Raw genomic sequence first — 17406 nt, forward strand, 5'->3', positions numbered from 1 at the left:
GTGGCTGTGTTATAATGATATTTATTATCCCGCCTCACTATATAGCAGGTAAATTCTCGGGGAGAATTTACCTGCACTCGGCGGGATTTAATTCGACTAGGCATTTTTGCACGCCTTATCTAGGCAAAAATGCAAGTCTCATTAAGGAGGTTATTATGAAAGCTAAAAAAGCTACCGAATTACTGCTTATCGCCGACAATAAGGTTGGAAAACTTGCTGAGATTTCTCAACAAGTAAAAGAGAACGGATTGAATATTCAGGCAATATCAGCCTGGGCTTTTGATGATAAGGCTTATTTTAGATTAGTTGCTTCTGATAGCTCCAAGGCCAGAGAAACTTTACAAGGTTTGGGTAAACTGGAGGAGAGGGAAGTTTTAATCGTTGATATGCCTGATGAAGTTGGTCAACTATTTCTACTTACTTCTAAGTTGAAAGATAGCAATATTGATATTCGTTACATTTACGGAACTGCTTCTCAGCCAGGAAGCTCAGCAATTGTTGTTCTTTCTTCAGACTCTAACGAAAAGGCTTTAGAAATTATTTCTGCCTAGATGCAGGTTAAATTTCCTTCTAACTTTTTGTGGGGGGCTTCGCTCTCCAGCTATCAATCTGAAGGTGGAAACCTTAACACCGATTGGTATCTTTGGGAAAAAGAGCGAGGCCTTGAGGGTTGTCAGCTTACTTGTGACCACTATCATCTTTTCGATAAAGATTTTCAATTAGCCAGCCAGCTAAACCTTAACTCTTTAAGATTTTCAATAGAGTGGGCTAGAGTATGTCCCTATGAAGAGGTGTTTTCTCAAAAAGAAATCGAACATTATTCTAGCGTGTTCGATTCACTTCTTAAATATCAATTAAAACCAGTAGTGACTTTGCATCATTTTACTAATCCGGCTTGGTTTGCTGATCGCGGCGGGTGGTTAAAAAGTTCCAATATCGATTACTTTCTTAAGTTTTTGAGAAAAATAGTAGAGGTCAATAAGGATAAGGTAGATACTTGGCTTATTTTTAATGAACCTCTAGTCTATATCTATCAAGGATTTATAACTGGCTGTTGGCCTCCGGGGAGGCGTTCCTATAAAGATGCAAAAAAAGTTTTAGCCAATATTTTAGAGGCTTATTGTACTGGTTACGAAGAGATAAAACGAATATACGATAAAGATCCGGTTTCAGTATCTTTAGCCAAAAGTATGCGGGCTTTTTCTAGTTGCCCTGATAGCTTGCCATTGTTAAGTAAGTTCACAGTTTTTTTAAGAGACAGGCATTTTAATTGGCAAGTTCTTAATTATTTAGCTAAGCGGAAAAAATTAGACTTTATTGGTCTTAATTACTATTGTAAGGATTATGCTAAGGTTAAAGGAGTTTTTGGTGATGAGTGCAAGCACACTCATCATTCGGAAAGAAGAAACTATCTTGGTTGGTATATTTGGCCAGAAGGTTTATATAAAATTTTGCTTAGCCTTAAGAAGCTAGATTTGCCAATAGTTATTACTGAAAACGGGACTGCTGAAAGCCGGGATGAATTTTATCAATTGTATTTAGTCCAACACCTTGAGATGGTAGCGAAAGCTATAACTAAGGGAGTTAAGATAGAGGGTTACTTTTGGTGGTCACTGTTAGATAATTTTGAGTGGGATAAAGGTTTTGGCCCGCGCTTTGGTTTATTTGAAGTTGACTACAAGAGTCTAGAGCGAATTCCTCGAGATGTTTCCAGTGTTTATGCTAAAATAGTTTCTGAGAATAAGATAGAAATTTAACTTATGCAAAAAGAAGAAACAAAACTTATCATCAGTAATAACCCGCCGTTTAACAAGCTGGCTGAAGACGAGATCAATAAGCTTGTTGAGATATCTGAAATTAAAGAGTATAAAAATGGAGAAATAATATACAATCAGGGCGATCAGCCGGATTTTTTATATTTGCTGCTTAAAGGCCGGGTTATGGTTTCGGTTCTAGCTGAAAACAAGGACTCAGAGATTGAGATTATTAAACGCGGTACCTGTTTTGGAATAATTTCTTTACTTACCGATGAGCCTCATTCGGTAACCACCAAATCAATCGAAACTTCATTTATTATCCAGATAACAAATGAAGATTTCAAAAAATTCCTAGATAATAATCCTTACTTAGCTTTAGATTTTTCACGGACACTTTCTCAGCGGGTGAAGGGCCGTTTTAAGCCAAAGAGAATATTTCAGTCAAAGAAGATAGGAATAATCGGTGTTTCGGCATCCGGCAAGACGACCTTTATGTTTAATCTCGCAAAAGAGATAAAAAACCAAACCAAAAAAGAGATTGTTTGCATTCAAATTATCCCTAGTGCTCAGGCCAGCTTCAGTGATAAAAAGAGAGGATTATTACTAAATAATTTTTCAGAAACTACTCTTTATGATTATATTAAGAAAGGCTCGATTGACAGCCTTTGTGTAATTGCCGATAGCAGTAGAGATTTTGCTTCGATTATAAATTTCCTTTCTGAGAGCTATCATTTTATTTTGTATGAAATTCCTTATAGTTTTTCAGAACTAGACAGAGAGAGCCTTATTGAGCCGGCTCAAAATTTACATTATCTAATTTTTCCCAAAAAAGGTGCTTTGAAGGAAAGTTCCAATGCCATCAAAAATTTAATTAAACAAAATCCAGTCAACCGAGAGAAAATCAAAGTAATTTTAGCCGAATTTCCGGTAGACGATCAACTATCTTTTGTTCAAAAAAATAGTTTATTAGAGCATCCGATTGAAGCAGTTCTTTCTAGTCAGGATTCTTTAAGTTATCAGGCAACCTTGCGTAGGTTAGCTCGTCAAATCGGCGAAGTTACAATTGGTGTAGCCTTAGGTAGCGGAGCCGCTTACGGCTATGCACATATCGGAGTTTTAAAGACTTTAGCTGAGGCTAAGATTCCAATTGATATCATTTGTGGCTCAAGTATGGGGGCGGTAATCGCTGCTCTTTGGGCTACCGGGTTTTCTATTTCTGATATCGAAAATTATTCTACTGAAGTTGGCAAGGGGATTGGTTCTTTTTCTTTGTTCGGTCTTTCAATTCCCTTCCAAGGGATTATGAAGGCTAAGCGCCTAGAAAGTATCTTTAAGAAGATATTTGGTAATTTGACATTTTATGATTTAAAGCAAAGCATTAAAGTGGTTACTTTTGACTTTAAAAGACGAGAAACAGTAGTTTTAGAAGAAGGTTTAATTTATGAAGCTTTAGCCGCAAGTTGTGCTTTTCCGGGAATATTCGAACCAGTATGTCTCAAAAAAGATATTTTTTTAGACGGAGGTATTTTAAATCCTCTTCCGACAAAAATATTACTTCAATACGGTGCTCATAAGATCATTGCTTCCAATATTACTCTTTCTCAGGAACAAGCCCTTTCCGAATATGCCAAGCGAGATAAATTCCATATTTTTGATTTTATTTTTGGTAGTATTGAAACTATGCAACAACACTTTGTTAGGCAAGCTATAGAGTTAGCTGATGTAACTATCCATAGCAATCTAGAGGGGTTGGGTTGGACTGAGTTTAACAAAATAGATGAGTTTATCGCCCGGGGGCAGGCAGCAGCTCAAGATAAGTTAACGGAAATTAAAAAATTAACTAGTTTATGAGGAAATTGGTAATATTTTTATTATTAGTGGTGAGTTTTCAGTTTTTAAGCTATGGTCAAAGTATTAAGGAACGCTTTAAGGGGCAGGATAAGCTAATTTATGAGGTTTACTACAATGGGATGTTTTCCGGTCATATCTATTGGAGCTATAAAGGGACTGAAAAGGTTGAAGGCGGGCTGGCTGATGTGATCCACGTAAGTTCTGATACTAAGATTTTAGGCTTACTGGATTTAACCAGCGATGAAGATGTTTTCCTTGATTCGGAAAATCACCTTCCGCTTAAAGTAAAGCGAAATATAGTTATGTTTGGCAAGAAAGAGCTGATTGATGAGATTTACGATCAGGGAAAAGGTTTTGTGCGGTTAATTATAAGAGGCGATGAAGCCAGAGAGGAAATTATTTCTCAGGATAAGCCAATTCATAATATTTTGGCCTTGCTTTATTTTTTCCCGCAAAATGTTAAGTTAGAAAAAGATCGATGGATGAACTTCAATCTTCCTACCCAAAAGATAAAGATAAAATTTATCAAAGAGCGACCTCTAAAAACAGATACTGGAGAAGTTGATACTTATTTTTTAATTGGTAGGGGGGCCAAGCGCTTTAGTCTCTGGATGGATAAAGTTACCCGCATGCCTCTGCGTCTTGAGTTTGTTTCTCTTCTAGGAAAGGTTAGCATTGTGAGAGCCGAAGAAAACCAGCCTTAATTAAGAGTCATCGTTGTTACAATGTCGTCACAGCTGTATTCGTGTCCATCTGGGCCAAATGAAAGTAAAACCGGAGGAGCAATGGGTGTAGCTGTGCTGCCGCCGTTAGCCACACAAACTTCTCTGGCTGAGGAATTATCGCAGGCTGAATCGCTGTAAACATTTTCACATGGGCTAACTCCACCGCAGCCCGGTGGAGCACAAAAAGCGTAATCAGGGTCATATAAATAGGCATTTTTCCAGAAGTCAAGGCCATTACTTTCAATATATGGGCCATCCCAGGCATTAACTGCACCTTGGGTCCATTGGCAGCCGCCAACAGGAGCTGCCTCGAAGTCTGGTTTTGTAATAAGACCGGCATTTGAGGCATTGATATAAGTTTCAGGATCTGTTTGAGTAAAAGCTAAACAGCCTCTAATAACCTTTCCAGTGTCAGCATAAAGGGCAGTAGTTCCAGTTTTTATTGATTTTAAATCAGCAGTTGTCTTAGCTGCCCGGGCTTTCTCAATTGCTTTAAAAGCATTGGGTGCGATTATTGCAGCTAGAATGGCAATGATCGCGATAACTACGATTAGTTCAATAAGCGTAAATGACTTTTTCATCAAAATACCTCCTTTTAAAGCATTGTATCATTGATTGAAAAAATTTTAAATTAGATTGATTGGTTATAATTTGTTATTTAGGATTATAGGAAATGAGGATAGTTTTGACATTCTAGAGGAAAAGATTGAAAGTCTGCCAGTGATGCTGTATCCAGGAGGTTAGTTTATATTATTCAACATCCCCTATTTCAGCTATAGGATCATAATATTCTGATTCCACTTGGTTTGCTGAGGGCGTAGTTTTTTGCGAAGAACAGGCCATTGTCATAACTATAGCTAATAATAAAAATATTTTCATCTTAACAATACTCCTGGTTAATTTTAAATAAAAATCCGATCAATTTTTTCGTTTTTAACTTAACTAATTAAAAACCTAATCGGGATAAGTCTGAATGAACATGTCGTAAGAATAATATTGCTTCTGAGCAGCAGCATAATACCTTCTATGGCGACCGCTGTTATATACGCCGTCATCGGTTATTTCATCTATTTTATCTAGAATTTTTTGAGGCATTCCACAAGTATTAGTCGCTGGCGAAACCGGAGAATAACAACGAAAGTAACGAGTATAACGCACACCTCTAGCCCAAGAGAGTGTAGTTCTGGCGTCATAGAGTAGATAATTAGTTCCACCCCAACGATTTAGAGCTGACATTTTTTCCATGTAAGGGCCTTCCCAGCCGAACCACCCAGAAGCATTAGTCATTAAATTGCTGGGATCCCAGCCAGTATATTGAGTGTCGTCGAGCCTTGCGTAATTGTATCCAGTGGCTGGCATAGTGGCTCGCCATCCCGGAAAATGACCGGTATCTGCATATAAAGACATTATTGCTGTTTTAAGACTCTTTGCCTCAGCTATGTCAGCAGAGATTTTGGCCTTCTCAATTGCTTTAAAAGCATTGGGTGCGATTATTGCAGCTAGAATGGCAATGATCGCGATAACTACGATTAGTTCAATAAGCGTAAATGACTTTTTCATCAAAATACCTCCTGTAAAAAAGTATATCATTAATTGGGGGTAATTTCAAATCGAAGTTCAAAGAATTATCTTTGTGGCAAAGACAATGTATCCGGTGTGTGAAGGCATGCGTTGTTCGGGGCGAGTTTTTCCGCGTCGAACCAGAATTCTTCTTAAGAAAATCTCCATTGATTCGATGTTGATAAATCCTTTTTCTTCCAAAGTAAACACGGTTTTAGTTAGCTGCTCAAAAGTTGGGCAAATTGTTGCTAGGCGCGCTCCGCCTTTTAAAGATTTATAAGCTGCATCGATTAAATCCCACTGGCTTCCAATGTCGATCATTATAAAATCAGCTTCTTTTTGTGGGAACTCATCACTGATCTCAGCATGATTAAATTCAACCCATTCAGCGAGTCCATTTTTTTCTAAGTTTTTTTTAGCATTTTTTAAAAATTCTTCACTTCGTTCATAACTGTGAACTTTCCCGTTTGGCCTAACGAAATTAGCTAAGGCGGTAGTTAAGGCTCCGCTACCAATTCCGCATTCAATTACCGTTGCTCCGGGAAAGATACAACTACGCATTAGAATCATTCCAATGTCTTTAGGATAGAGGATTTGAGTTTGTCGACGGACTTTCATAATCATTTCATACATATAAGGACGGAGGATATAGAAGGAATGGTTAAGATTGGTTTCCACTTTTTCACCGAATTGCTTGCCGATTAAGTCAGATAGTTTAAGAAAACCCTTATCGGTATGAAGTGTTTTTTTGTCAATTCGAGTCAAAAAGTTTCTTTTTTCATCGTGGTAGAGAAATATCAGTTCATTTTCCTTAATCATAGTAAAACTATACCATTTTAGAAATATCTTGCAAGTAGATTCAGTTTATATTAAACTTAATGAGACTTGTGGCTTAGGAAATCAAGTAAATCTAAGTCATCCAGTCGAATATCCCCGTATGGGGAATAAATTATTATGAAATATATTATTATTGTTCCTGACGGTGCAGCTGATGATCCCTTAGGAGCTCTTGGTGGCAAGACTCCTTTAGAGGTAGCTGATATCCCTTATATGGATTTATTGGCTAAGCAAGGGGTTCTTGGCAGAGTGAAAACTATTCCCCGAGGTTTTATTCCCTCAAGTGATGTGGCTAATCTTTCGCTTCTTGGTTATGACCCTAATCGTTATTATAGCGGAAGGGGCCCATTGGAAGCAGCTAACTTGGGAGTTACTTTAGCCGAGGAAGATTTAGCTTTTCGCTGCAATTTGGTTACTGAAGGAGAGGGTAAGCTTCTCGATTACAGCGCCGGTCATATTACTGACAAAGAAGCTAAAGTTCTCATCGAAACAATAAATGAGAAGTTAGGGACTAAAGATATCGAGTTCTTTTTTGGTACTAGCTATCGGAATCTTATGGTAATCCGTGGTGGTAAGGGTTTAGGCTTAGATAAGCTTAAGTATCACGCGCCTCACGATATCATGGGTAAGAATATATCTAAATATTTACCTAAGGGGAAAAATAGTTCAACTTTAATTGATTTGATGAATCATTCTCAAGAGGTGTTAGCAAGTTGTGAGATAAATAAAGTAAGAATTGATTTGGGCGAAAGCCCGGCTAATATGATTTGGCTTTGGGGCTGTGGCGGTTCACCGACTATGCCGCCTTTTAAAGAATTATTCGGTATTAACGGTGCAGTAATTTCAGCAGTAGATTTAATAAAAGGCATTGGTAAGATTGTCGGTCTTCGGGTGCTTGATGTTGAAGGGGCCAATGGGTATTATGATACTAACTACTTGGGAAAGGCCCGAGCCGCTTTGAGTGCCCTTGAAACCCATGATTTTGTTTTTGTACATATAGAAGCCACTGATGAAGCAGGCCATAATCAAGATTTACGGATGAAGATAGCCTGTCTTGAACGTATAGATAAGATGGTTGTAGGAACTATTTTTGAGGAATTAAAGGATCAGGATTTTAGAATTTTAGTTACTCCTGACCACCCGACACCGATTGCTAAAAGAACCCATACCGACGAACCGGTTCCTTTTTTGATTTCCGGTACCGGAATTACAGCTGATAGTTTTTCTGCTTATTCAGAAGTTGAGGCTCAAGCCAGCTCTTTGTATTTTGATAGTGGTGAAGCCTTAATGAGGCATTTTCTTGGTAGATGAGCACCTTAATTTTTATTGTAACCAGCTTAATTTTTTTAACTGCTTACTTTTCGTACGGAAAGTTTTTAAGTAAAACCCTAGGTATTGATGCTAAACGTAAGACCCCGGCTGATACTGCCTACGACGGAGTAGATTATGTTCCGGCTAGAAATTCGTTTATTCTTTTTGGTCATCATTTTGCTTCTATCGCTGGAGCCGGACCAATAGTCGGACCGGTCTTTGCTTATATTTATTGGGGTTGGTTGGGTGCCTTGATTTGGATAGTTTTTGGTTCAATTTTTATCGGAGCGGTTCATGATTTTGTTTCACTTTTTATCTCGGTGCGTGAAGGTGGAGCGACTATCGGGCAAATTGCTGAGAAGTATATATCCCGGCGCGCGAGTATAGTTTTTTTAATCTTTTTATGGCTGGCTTTAATTTTAGTTATTGCCGTATTCGCTAAGTTTTGTGCCAGCAGTTTTATTAGTGAACCGAAAATAGTTTTTCCTTCTTTGGGCTTAATCCCGGTGGCAATCATAGTTGGGTTTTTAATTTATCAGAAGAAAGTTAATATTTTTGCAGCTACCGTAGTTGGATTAATAATGTTAACTTTTTTAATTATTCTTGGGAATAGTTTTCCTTTAGTTATCACCGGAGGCAATGCTTATATTATTTGGCTGGTTATTCTTTTTATTTATTCTTTTTTTGCTTCGATTTTTCCGGTGAATGTGCTTTTGCAGCCGCGGGATTATATTTCTAGTTTTTTGCTTTTTTTTGGAATCGCGGTTGCCTTTGTGGGAATAGTTTTAAAACCATTACCTTTAGCTCCATCTCAGGTATTTAAATTTAGCAGTCCGATTGGTCCGATATTTCCGATGATGTTTATTACTGTAGCTTGTGGGGCGATTTCCGGGTTTCATTCCTTAGTCTCTAGCGGTACAACTTCTAAACAGTTAGCCAAGGAGACTGATATTCAAAAAATCGGCTACGGGGCAATGCTTCTGGAAGGTCTGCTTGCAGTGATTGCTTTAATTTGTGTTGCTTTTGGTTTGCGGAGCATACCTCAAGGCGAGCCTAATGTTATTGCGATGTTTGCTCAAGGATTTGGCCGGATTGTATTTTTCTTAGGAGATTATGCTAAGTTTATCGCTTTGGTTATCGTTAATGCTTTTATTTTGACCACTTTAGACACGGCAACTAGAATTACTCGATTTTTGACTCAGGAACTTACTGGAATAGAGAACAAGTATCTGACTACTGGGATTGTAATAGCAGTTGCTGGGTATTTTTGTATAAGCGGGAGCTTCCAATTGCTCTGGCCAATGTTCGGGGCATCGAATCAATTAGTAGCTGGATTAGCCTTATTGGTTGCTAGTAGCTATTTGCTTAAGCAAGGAAGAAATTATAAGATAACCTTGATTCCGGCGATAGCTATGTTTATAATAACCTTTGTGGCTCTTTCAGTGAAAGCCCAACAGTTTTTTAAGACTGGCAACTATTTATTGTTTAGCCTTAGCATTGTTTTGACTTTGTTGGGATTGTTTATTATTTATGAGTTTATAAAGAGGAAAAAAGAATATGCCAAGTAAAAAGTTAATTGTTCAAAAATACGGTGGTTCCTCAGTAGCTACCCCTAAACATATTGAAAATGTTTCCAAGCGAGTTATTGCCTATGCTAAAAAGGGGAATAAGGTTGTAGTCATTGTTTCGGCGATGGGAGATACTACCGATGAGCTTATCAGCTTAGCTAAAAAGATTAATCCACATCCTTCAGAACGGGAGATGGATATGCTTGTGTCGACTGGTGAGCAAATTTCTTGTTCGCTCTTAGCTTTGGCAATTCATAAAAGGGGATTCGATGCGATATCTTTTACCGGGCCACAAGTAGGCATAATTACCGATACTTATCATAGCCAGGCTAAAATTCTTAAAATTGAAACTGATCGAATAAAGAAAGAACTAACGAAAGGCAGAATTGTTATTGTTGCCGGGTTCCAGGGTTTGAGCACTGCCTTAGAGATTACCACCTTGGGTCGTGGGGGTTCGGATTTAAGTGCCGTAGCTATGGCAGTTTCTTTAGGGGCAGATATTTGTGAGATTTATACTGATGTTGATGGAATTTACACTGCTGATCCAAGAATAGTAAAAAATGCCAGTAAATTAAAGGATATAACTTTTGACGAAATGCTTGAGCTTGCTTCACTTGGAGCTCAGGTTATGCATACTCGAGCTGTTGAAGTAGCTAAGAAATTTAACATTCCTTTGCATGTGAGAAGCAGTTTTCTGAAAAAGGAGGGAACAACAATTATGAAGAATTCGCCAGGTATAGAGGATCCGGTAGTGCGCGGAGTGGCCCTTACCGAAAATGAAGCTAAGATTACAATTTGCAATGTTCCTGATAAGCCGGGAGTTGCTGCTCGTTTATTTAAGGAGTTAGCTCGGAACAATGTTAATGTCGATATGATTGTTCAGAATGTTAGCCATAAGCGGACTACCGATATTTCTTTTACTGCACCAAAAAAGAATTTAACCAAAGCGCTTAAGATATCAAAGCAGCTGGCAAAAAAGATTGGTGCCAGAAGTGTGACATCCGATGAGACTATTGCTAAGGTTTCGGTGGTCGGGGTAGGTATGAAATCACACTCAGGAGTTGCTGCTAGGTGTTTTGAGGTTTTGGCTAAAAACAAGATCAATATTGATATGATTTCTACTTCCGAGATAAGTATTTCTTGTGTAGTTAAAAAAGGTTCTGGAAAGAGAGCCCTAAGGCTGCTTCATCAAGCCTTTAAATTAAGTAAAATAAAATCATGAACAAGAAAAGAGTTTATATTTACGATACAACCTTAAGAGATGGTTCACAGACTGAAGGGATATCTTACTCAGCTCAGGATAAGATTAATATCGCCAAGAAGCTAGATGATTTTGGGGTTGATTTTATCGAGGGCGGTTGGCCCTTTTCAAACCCTAAGGATAAAGAACTTTTTGATTATTTTAAGAAGAATCCGTTGAAGAAAAGCAAGTTGGTTCCTTTTGGTTCAACTGCTCATCCGGCTCATCCGGCGAGTGAGGATGAAAATCTTCTTAGTTTAGTTTCCTCCGGCACTGAGTACGTTACTATTTTTGGAAAGACCTGGGATTTACACGTAAAAGAAGTTTTAAAGATAAAGCCAGAGGACAATTTAAGGATAATTTCTGACAGCGTTGCTTTTTTAAAGAAAAAAGGCAAACGGGTTTTCTATGATGCCGAACATTTCTTTGATGGCTATAAGAGCAACTCTAAATATGCTTTAGAGACACTGGCCGTAGCAATAAAGGCCGGAGCTGAGCTAATTATTTTTTGTGATACTAACGGTGGGACTTTGCCTTGGGAAGTTAAAGAGATCGCCGCTAAAGTTAAGGCTGATCTAGCTTTAGATAGCTTTGGGATCCATTGTCATAATGATTTAGGTCTAGCTGTTGCCAATTCGGTTTCTTCGGTTGATCAAGGTTGCTGTCATATCCAGGGTACAATCAATGGTTATGGTGAGCGTTGCGGTAATGCGGATTTAATTTCGATCATGGGAATTTTACAGCTTAAGATGGGGCAATCAGTAGTTTCGCCAAAAAAGATGGAAGGGTTAGTTCACCTTTCTCACTTTGTCAGCGAAGTGAGCAATATGGTCCATCGCGATAATCATCCTTTTATCGGAAGGAGCGCTTTCGCTCATAAAGGCGGAGTACATATTGATGCGGTAATAAAGAACCCTTTGGCCTATGAGCATCTTGAGCCTAAAAAAGTTGGCAATAAAAGTAGATTTGTAGTTTCCGAGTTGGCCGGAAAGTCCACCTTGGTGGTTAAGGCTAAGGAGTTAGATTTTGATTTAGATAAAAAATCAAAGCAAGCCAAAGATTTACATTCGTTAATTCAAAAATTAGAAAATCAAGGTTATCAATTTGAAGCTGCCGAAGCTTCTTTTAAGTTATTGCTTGAAAAAGAGCTTAAAAAATGTAAGAAGTTCTTTGATCTGGTAAGTTTCAAGACTGTAGTTGAAAAAAGAGAAGACGGTAAAATGGCTTCTGAGGCTACGATTAAATTAAAAATTAAAGATAAGATGGAACAAGCTACTTCCGAAGGTGACGGTCCAGTTAATGCTTTAGATGCTGCTCTTCGCAAGGTCCTAGCTAAGTTTTATCCGACCCTTGCTTCGATGCATTTAACTGATTTTAAGGTGAGAGTCCTAGATGAAAAATCAGGTACGGCGGCCAAAGTAAGGGTGCTTATCCAATCTCAGGATGAAAAAGATAATTGGTCGACTATCGGAGTATCGGAAAATATCATCGAAGCCTCCTGGCAAGCCCTTTTGGATAGTGTGGAATATAAATTGCTGAAGGATACCAAGAAGCCCAGTTGAGGGTAGTTTCCAGCCAATATTTACCTGCTTTAGCCTAGAAAATAACCTTTTAACAAGCAGGTCAATTTCATATTGTTTTTTCAGAAGCTAATGATATAATTTAAGGACTATGAAAGGCGCTAAGATACTAATTGAAAGCTTACTTAAGGAGGGAGTTGAGGTAATTTTTGGCTACCCGGGAGGTTCAGTCATACCTTTGTTTGATTCTCTTTACGATTCTCCAATTAAGCTTATCGTTCCCCGCCATGAACAAGCTGGAGCTCATATGGCTGATGGTTATGCTCGTTCAACCGGAAAGGTCGGAGTTTGCCTAGCAACTTCTGGGCCTGGGGCAACCAATCTAACTACTGGTATTGCCACCGCTCATATGGATTCAGTTTCAATGGTAGCTATCACTGGACAGGTAAAGAATTCTTTAATCGGTAACGATGCTTTTCAGGAAGCTGATGTTACTGGAATCACCCGTTCTATTTCCAAGCATAATTACTTAGTAAAAGACGTTAAGGATCTAGCTTATACAATAAAAGAGGCTTTTTACTTAGCTAGCAGCGGAAGGCCGGGGCCGGTTGTTATTGATCTTCCGGTAGACGTTCAAATGCAAGATGCTAAGTTTGACTATTTTGATAAGATTGAAATAAGGAGCTATCGGCCTAGCCACTTCGGCCATGCCGGTCAAATAAAGAAAATTCTTAAGCTAATCTATAGTGCTAAAAAACCGGTTTTAATTACCGGAGGTGGAATTATTATCTCCGGAGCCAATCAGGAGCTTTTGCGGTTTGCTGAGAAAACTAATATTCCGGTTACGACCACTTTTATGGGTTTGGGTGGTTTTCCTTCGACCCATAAGCTAGCCTTAGGTATGCCGGGGATGCATGGAACAGTTTATGCTAATATGGCTATCACTGAAAGTGATCTTTTAATTTCAGTGGGCAGCCGTTTTGACGACCGAGTTACCGGAAAGCTTTCTGAATTTGCACCGAAAGCCAAGATAGTCCATATTGATATTGATCCGACTTCAATAAGCAAGAATATTAATGTTGATATTCCTGTAGTTGGCGATGCTAAAACAGTTCTTGAGCAGTTAATTGAAGAGTTAGATGAATCAAAACTTTCTAATTTAGATAGTTGGCATAAGAACATTGAAACTTGGAAGAAAAAGAATCCGCTTAAGTACAGCCAAGAAAAAACCGGAAAAATTAAACCTCAATATGTTATCGAGGAAATTTATAATCAGACTAAGGGCGGAGCGATAATCGTTACTGAGGTAGGCCAACATCAGATGTGGGCAGCCCAATTTTATAAATATGATTATCCGCGTAGCTTTTTATCAAGCGGTGGTCTGGGCACAATGGGTTATGGCTTTCCGGCAGCAATCGGAGCTAAAATAGCAAATTCTAATAAGGAAGTAATAGTTATTGCCGGAGACGGCTCTATTCAGATGAATATTCAGGAGTTAGCAACTTTGAGTGCTTATAACGTTAACATAAAGATAATTATTCTAAATAATAATTATTTGGGTATGGTTAGGCAATGGCAGGAGCTTTTTTATGATCGTCGCTATTCGGGAACGCCTTTAAAAAACCCTGATTTTGTAAAGGTTGCCGAGGGTTATGGTATAAAAGGCATCAGGGTAAAAAAGCCCTCAGATGTAAAAAGTGCAGTAAAAGAAATTTTATCTTCAAAAAAACCAGTTTTGGCTGATTTTTGGATTGAAGAGGAAGAGAATGTTTTTCCAATGGTTCCGGCTGGTGAGGCTATTAATCGGATGATTGGAGGCATGGCATAGAAAATGAAAGATAGAAGAGAAGGGCCCAAAGAAAGAAGAAGAGAGGGCAAACCAAAGAAGTCGCGGAAGAAAGATAAACGGCTGACTAAGAAAGATCGAAGAAAGTTTAACATTCTTCACGTATAACTATTTATTAGGTAATGATAAAACATACAATTCAAGCACTAGTTGAAAATAAGTTTGGCGTATTGGCTAGGGTTGCTTCTTTATTTAGCGCTCGCGGTTACAATATCAGTTCTTTGGCTGTCGGTGAAACTCAGGATCCAACAATTTCTTGCATGACGATTGTGGTTAGCGCTGAAGATGAAAGAATACTAGAGCAGATTAAAAAGCAGCTCCATAAACTTATTGATGTTATCACGGTTATTGATTTTACGCGTCGTGACCATATCGATCGAGAACTGCTTTTGGCCAAGGTTGTTAAAACCAAGGAATCAAAAGCCACGATTGATAAATTAATTAAGGCTTACGATTTAAAACTTACCGAAGAAACTGGCGGTTACTGCATTATTGAAGTTTCTGCTGAGCATCATAAAATAAAAGAAGTCCTCCAAAGTCTAAAAAAGTTTGAGCTTAAAGAATTGGTAAGGACAGGTAGGATAGCAATTAGCAAATAATTCGCCTCAACAACTTATGTTCCATAAGTCGGGGGCTCACTAAACAAGGAGGAAAGTTATGGCAAAGGTGTATTATGACAAAGATGCGGATTTGGAACTTATAAAATCAAAAAAAATTGCTATTATTGGCTATGGCATACAAGGAAGAGGCCAGTCTTTATGCTTACGTGATTCTGGTTGCCAAGTTATTGTCTCTGAACTTGAGGGGACAGAGAATTACAAACAGGCCAAGGCTGATGGTTTTGATCCAGTGACTGCCGAAGAAGCAGCCAAGAAAGCCGATGTTATTCAGATTTTAACTCAAGACCATGTTCAGGCTAAAGTTTATATGGATAAAATAAAGCCTAATTTAAAAAAGGGAAAAGCACTTTGTTTTTCGCATGGTTTCAACATTCGTTTTAAACAGATTAAGCCATCTAAGACGGTTGATGTTTTTATGGTTGCTCCAAAAGGGCCGGGTGCCTTAGTTAGAAGGATGTATGAGCAGGGGAAGGGTGTACCTTGTTTAATTGCTATACATCAAGATGCAACCGGAAAAGCTAAAGATATTGCTTTATCTTATGCAAAAGCAATCGGTGGAACTAGAATGGGAGTTATTGAAACAACATTTTCTGAAGAAACTGAAACTGATCTTTTTGGTGAGCAAGCTGTTCTTTGCGGTGGAGTAACCGAATTGATTAAGGCTGGTTTTGATACTTTGGTTGAAGCTGGATATCAACCGGAGATTGCTTATTTCGAAGTATTACATGAATTAAAATTAATTACTGATTTGGTTCAAGAGGTTGGAATCAGCGGTATGCGCCGGAGAGTTTCTGACACGGCTTGCTATGGCGATTTAACCCGTGGCCCAAGAGTAATTACTGATAAGACTCGTAAAACAATGCAGAAAATGTTAAAAGAAATTACCTCAGGTAAATTCGCCAAGGAATGGATTAAAGAAAATGAAACCGGTCGTGAGAATTTTAATAAATTAATGAAAGATGGCGATAATCATCAGATCGAGAAAGTAGGAAAAGATTTAAGAGAAATGATGCCTTGGATGAAAGAATAGTTAATGGAAAAAGTAATAATTTTTGATACAACTTTACGTGATGGTGAGCAGGCTCCAGGGGCAGCGTTAAGCTCTGAGCAAAAGCTAGAGGTTGCCTATCAATTGGAGCATTTAGGGGTTGATGTAATTGAAGCTGGGTTTCCGATAGCTTCGCCTGACGATTTTAAAGCTGTTGATTTGGTTGCTCGCAATATCAAGAAAGGTATTGTTTGCGGTTTAGCTCGTTGTCTTAAAAAAGACATTGAGGCTGCCCGGGATTCTTTAAAAAGAGCAAAACATCCTCGGATGCATATATTTCTAGCTACGTCAAAGATTCACCTTAAATATAAGTTTAAAAAGGCTGAAGCTGAAATATTAGCTTTGGCTAAGAAGGCTACCGCTTTGGCTAGAAACTATTGTTCCGACGTTGAATTTTCTCCTGAAGATGCGACTCGCACGAATCGAGATTTTTTATTTAGAGTGATTGAAGCCGCAATTAGCCAAGGGGCTCGGACGATAAATATTCCCGACACAGTCGGTTATTCCTATCCCCAAGAGGTACACTCCTTGATAAGTGATATTATCAATAATGTTCCCAGTATCAACAAGGCAGTTATTTCAATTCATTGCCATGATGATTTGGGTATGGCCGTTGCTAATTCGCTTTCAGCGGTGTTAGCCGGAGCTCGCCAGGTTCATTGCACAGTTAACGGAATTGGTGAACGAGCCGGGAATGCTTCGTTGGAAGAGGTGGTAATGGCCTTAAAGACTCGTAAGGATGCTTTTAAGGGAATTACCATTGATATCAATACTAAGGAGATTCTACGTATTTCAAAGTTAGTAAGTCATTTAACCGGTTTTGTTGTCCAGCCGAATAAGGCTATTGTTGGCAGAAATGCCTTTGCTCATGAGGCCGGGATTCATCAGGATGCAGTTATTAAGAAGAGGAATACTTATGAGATAATGGATCCTAAGGATGTTGGTGTAGATAAGAGCCAGATTATTCTAGGTAAACATTCTGGGCGGCATGCTTTGGCTAAGCGCTTAGAAAGGTTAGGATTTAAATTTTCAAAAGAAAAAATAGATTTGGTTTTTAAACAGTTTAAGCAGTTAGCTGATAAGAAAAAGGAAATTTTTGATGATGATTTAATTGTTTTAGCTGAAGAAGAAACAAAACCTAAGCACAAAGCTTATCAGTTTATTTCAATAAGAGTAACTACCGGAACTGGTATTGAGCCAGAGGCAGTAGTTAAAATTAAGCATAAAAATAAGATTCTTGAAGCTAAGTCAAGTGGTGACGGACCGGTGGACGCCTGCTATCGAGCAATTGATAAATCAACTAAAATAAAAGCTAGGCTTACTAATTATAAGATTGAAGCAATTACCATTGGAAAGGATGCTCAAGGCCTGGTAAGAGTGGAAATTAAGGCCAAAGGTAAACAGAGCTCTGGCAGAGGCTCAAGTACCGATATTTTAGAGGCTTCGGTCAAGGCTTACCTTGATGCTCTGAATAAAATTATTTAATTCTGCTAGCAATTGGATTTTACTGAATAATTAAATTG

Annotated in this window: 15 protein-coding genes; 12 read left to right on the forward strand and 3 right to left on the reverse strand. The window is 38.4% G+C overall.

Translation table 11 applies throughout. The annotated features are described in order from the left end of the window. Positions 1-155: 155 nt before the first annotated feature. Genes K9L86_03185 through K9L86_03200 form a run of 4 tightly spaced genes read left to right on the forward strand, consistent with a single transcriptional unit; the run spans position 156 to position 4312 of the window. The gene (locus K9L86_03185) at positions 156-551 is read left to right on the forward strand and encodes a hypothetical protein (GenBank protein MCF7907866.1); all 396 of its coding nucleotides are present in this window, start codon (positions 156-158) and stop codon (positions 549-551) included. Beyond that, on the forward strand, positions 552-1757 hold the full coding sequence (locus tag K9L86_03190; protein MCF7907867.1) for a family 1 glycosylhydrolase: 1206 nt from the start codon (positions 552-554) through the stop codon (positions 1755-1757). 3 nt (positions 1758-1760) lie between these two features. Further along, positions 1761-3608, forward strand: coding sequence for a patatin-like phospholipase family protein (locus K9L86_03195; protein MCF7907868.1), 1848 nt, complete (start codon positions 1761-1763; stop codon positions 3606-3608). After that, a complete protein-coding gene (locus K9L86_03200; protein MCF7907869.1) occupies positions 3605-4312 on the forward strand; it encodes a DUF3108 domain-containing protein in 708 nt (235 codons plus the stop codon). Before K9L86_03195 ends, K9L86_03200 begins: the two co-directional genes overlap by 4 nt. Here the strand turns inward: K9L86_03200 and K9L86_03205 are convergent. The 3 genes from K9L86_03205 to K9L86_03215 all read right to left on the reverse strand — a co-directional run bounded on the left by K9L86_03205 (position 4309) and on the right by K9L86_03215 (position 6712). Further along, positions 4309-4914 (reverse strand): type II secretion system protein GspG, encoded by a 606-nt coding sequence (locus K9L86_03205; GenBank protein ID MCF7907870.1) that lies wholly within the window; start codon positions 4912-4914, stop codon positions 4309-4311. The genes K9L86_03200 and K9L86_03205 overlap by 4 nt on opposite strands. Before the next feature lie 373 nt (positions 4915-5287). Then, a complete protein-coding gene (locus tag K9L86_03210; protein MCF7907871.1) occupies positions 5288-5893 on the reverse strand; it encodes a prepilin-type N-terminal cleavage/methylation domain-containing protein in 606 nt (201 codons plus the stop codon). 57 nt (positions 5894-5950) lie between these two features. Further along, a complete protein-coding gene (locus tag K9L86_03215) occupies positions 5951-6712 on the reverse strand; it encodes a tRNA (adenine-N1)-methyltransferase (protein MCF7907872.1) in 762 nt (253 codons plus the stop codon). A 135-nt stretch (positions 6713-6847) separates the two neighbouring features. Here K9L86_03215 and K9L86_03220 point away from each other — a divergent pair, with 135 nt between their 5' ends. The 8 genes from K9L86_03220 (at position 6848) to K9L86_03255 (ending at position 17368) form a co-directional block, all read left to right on the forward strand. After that, positions 6848-8041 (forward strand): cofactor-independent phosphoglycerate mutase, encoded by a 1194-nt coding sequence (locus K9L86_03220; GenBank protein ID MCF7907873.1) that lies wholly within the window; start codon positions 6848-6850, stop codon positions 8039-8041. Beyond that, positions 8038-9609 carry a carbon starvation protein A gene (locus tag K9L86_03225; protein MCF7907874.1) on the forward strand — a complete coding sequence of 524 codons (1572 nt, stop codon included), beginning with the start codon at positions 8038-8040 and terminating at the stop codon, positions 9607-9609. Before K9L86_03220 ends, K9L86_03225 begins: the two co-directional genes overlap by 4 nt. After that, a complete protein-coding gene (locus tag K9L86_03230) occupies positions 9599-10831 on the forward strand; it encodes an aspartate kinase (GenBank protein MCF7907875.1) in 1233 nt (410 codons plus the stop codon). The genes K9L86_03225 and K9L86_03230 overlap by 11 nt, the downstream gene beginning before the upstream one ends. Next, positions 10828-12411 (forward strand): citramalate synthase, encoded by a 1584-nt coding sequence (cimA, locus tag K9L86_03235; GenBank protein MCF7907876.1) that lies wholly within the window; start codon positions 10828-10830, stop codon positions 12409-12411. Before K9L86_03230 ends, cimA begins: the two co-directional genes overlap by 4 nt. 109 nt (positions 12412-12520) lie before the next feature. Continuing rightward, positions 12521-14197: a biosynthetic-type acetolactate synthase large subunit gene (ilvB, locus tag K9L86_03240; protein MCF7907877.1), complete on the forward strand. Its 1677-nt coding sequence runs from the start codon at positions 12521-12523 to the stop codon at positions 14195-14197. A gap of 143 nt (positions 14198-14340) precedes the next feature. Next, positions 14341-14814, forward strand: a complete 474-nt coding sequence (gene ilvN, locus K9L86_03245; protein ID MCF7907878.1) for an acetolactate synthase small subunit — start codon at positions 14341-14343, stop codon at positions 14812-14814. Positions 14815-14872: 58 nt separating this feature from the next. Further along, a complete protein-coding gene (ilvC, locus tag K9L86_03250) occupies positions 14873-15865 on the forward strand; it encodes a ketol-acid reductoisomerase (protein ID MCF7907879.1) in 993 nt (330 codons plus the stop codon). Positions 15866-15868: 3 nt separating this feature from the next. Continuing rightward, positions 15869-17368, forward strand: a complete 1500-nt coding sequence (locus tag K9L86_03255; protein MCF7907880.1) for a 2-isopropylmalate synthase — start codon at positions 15869-15871, stop codon at positions 17366-17368. The last annotated feature ends 38 nt before the right edge of the window (positions 17369-17406 follow it).

The sequence above is a fragment of the Candidatus Omnitrophota bacterium genome (assembly GCA_021735655.1).
Lineage (GTDB): Bacteria > Omnitrophota > Gorgyraeia > Duberdicusellales > 4484-171 > JAHKAJ01.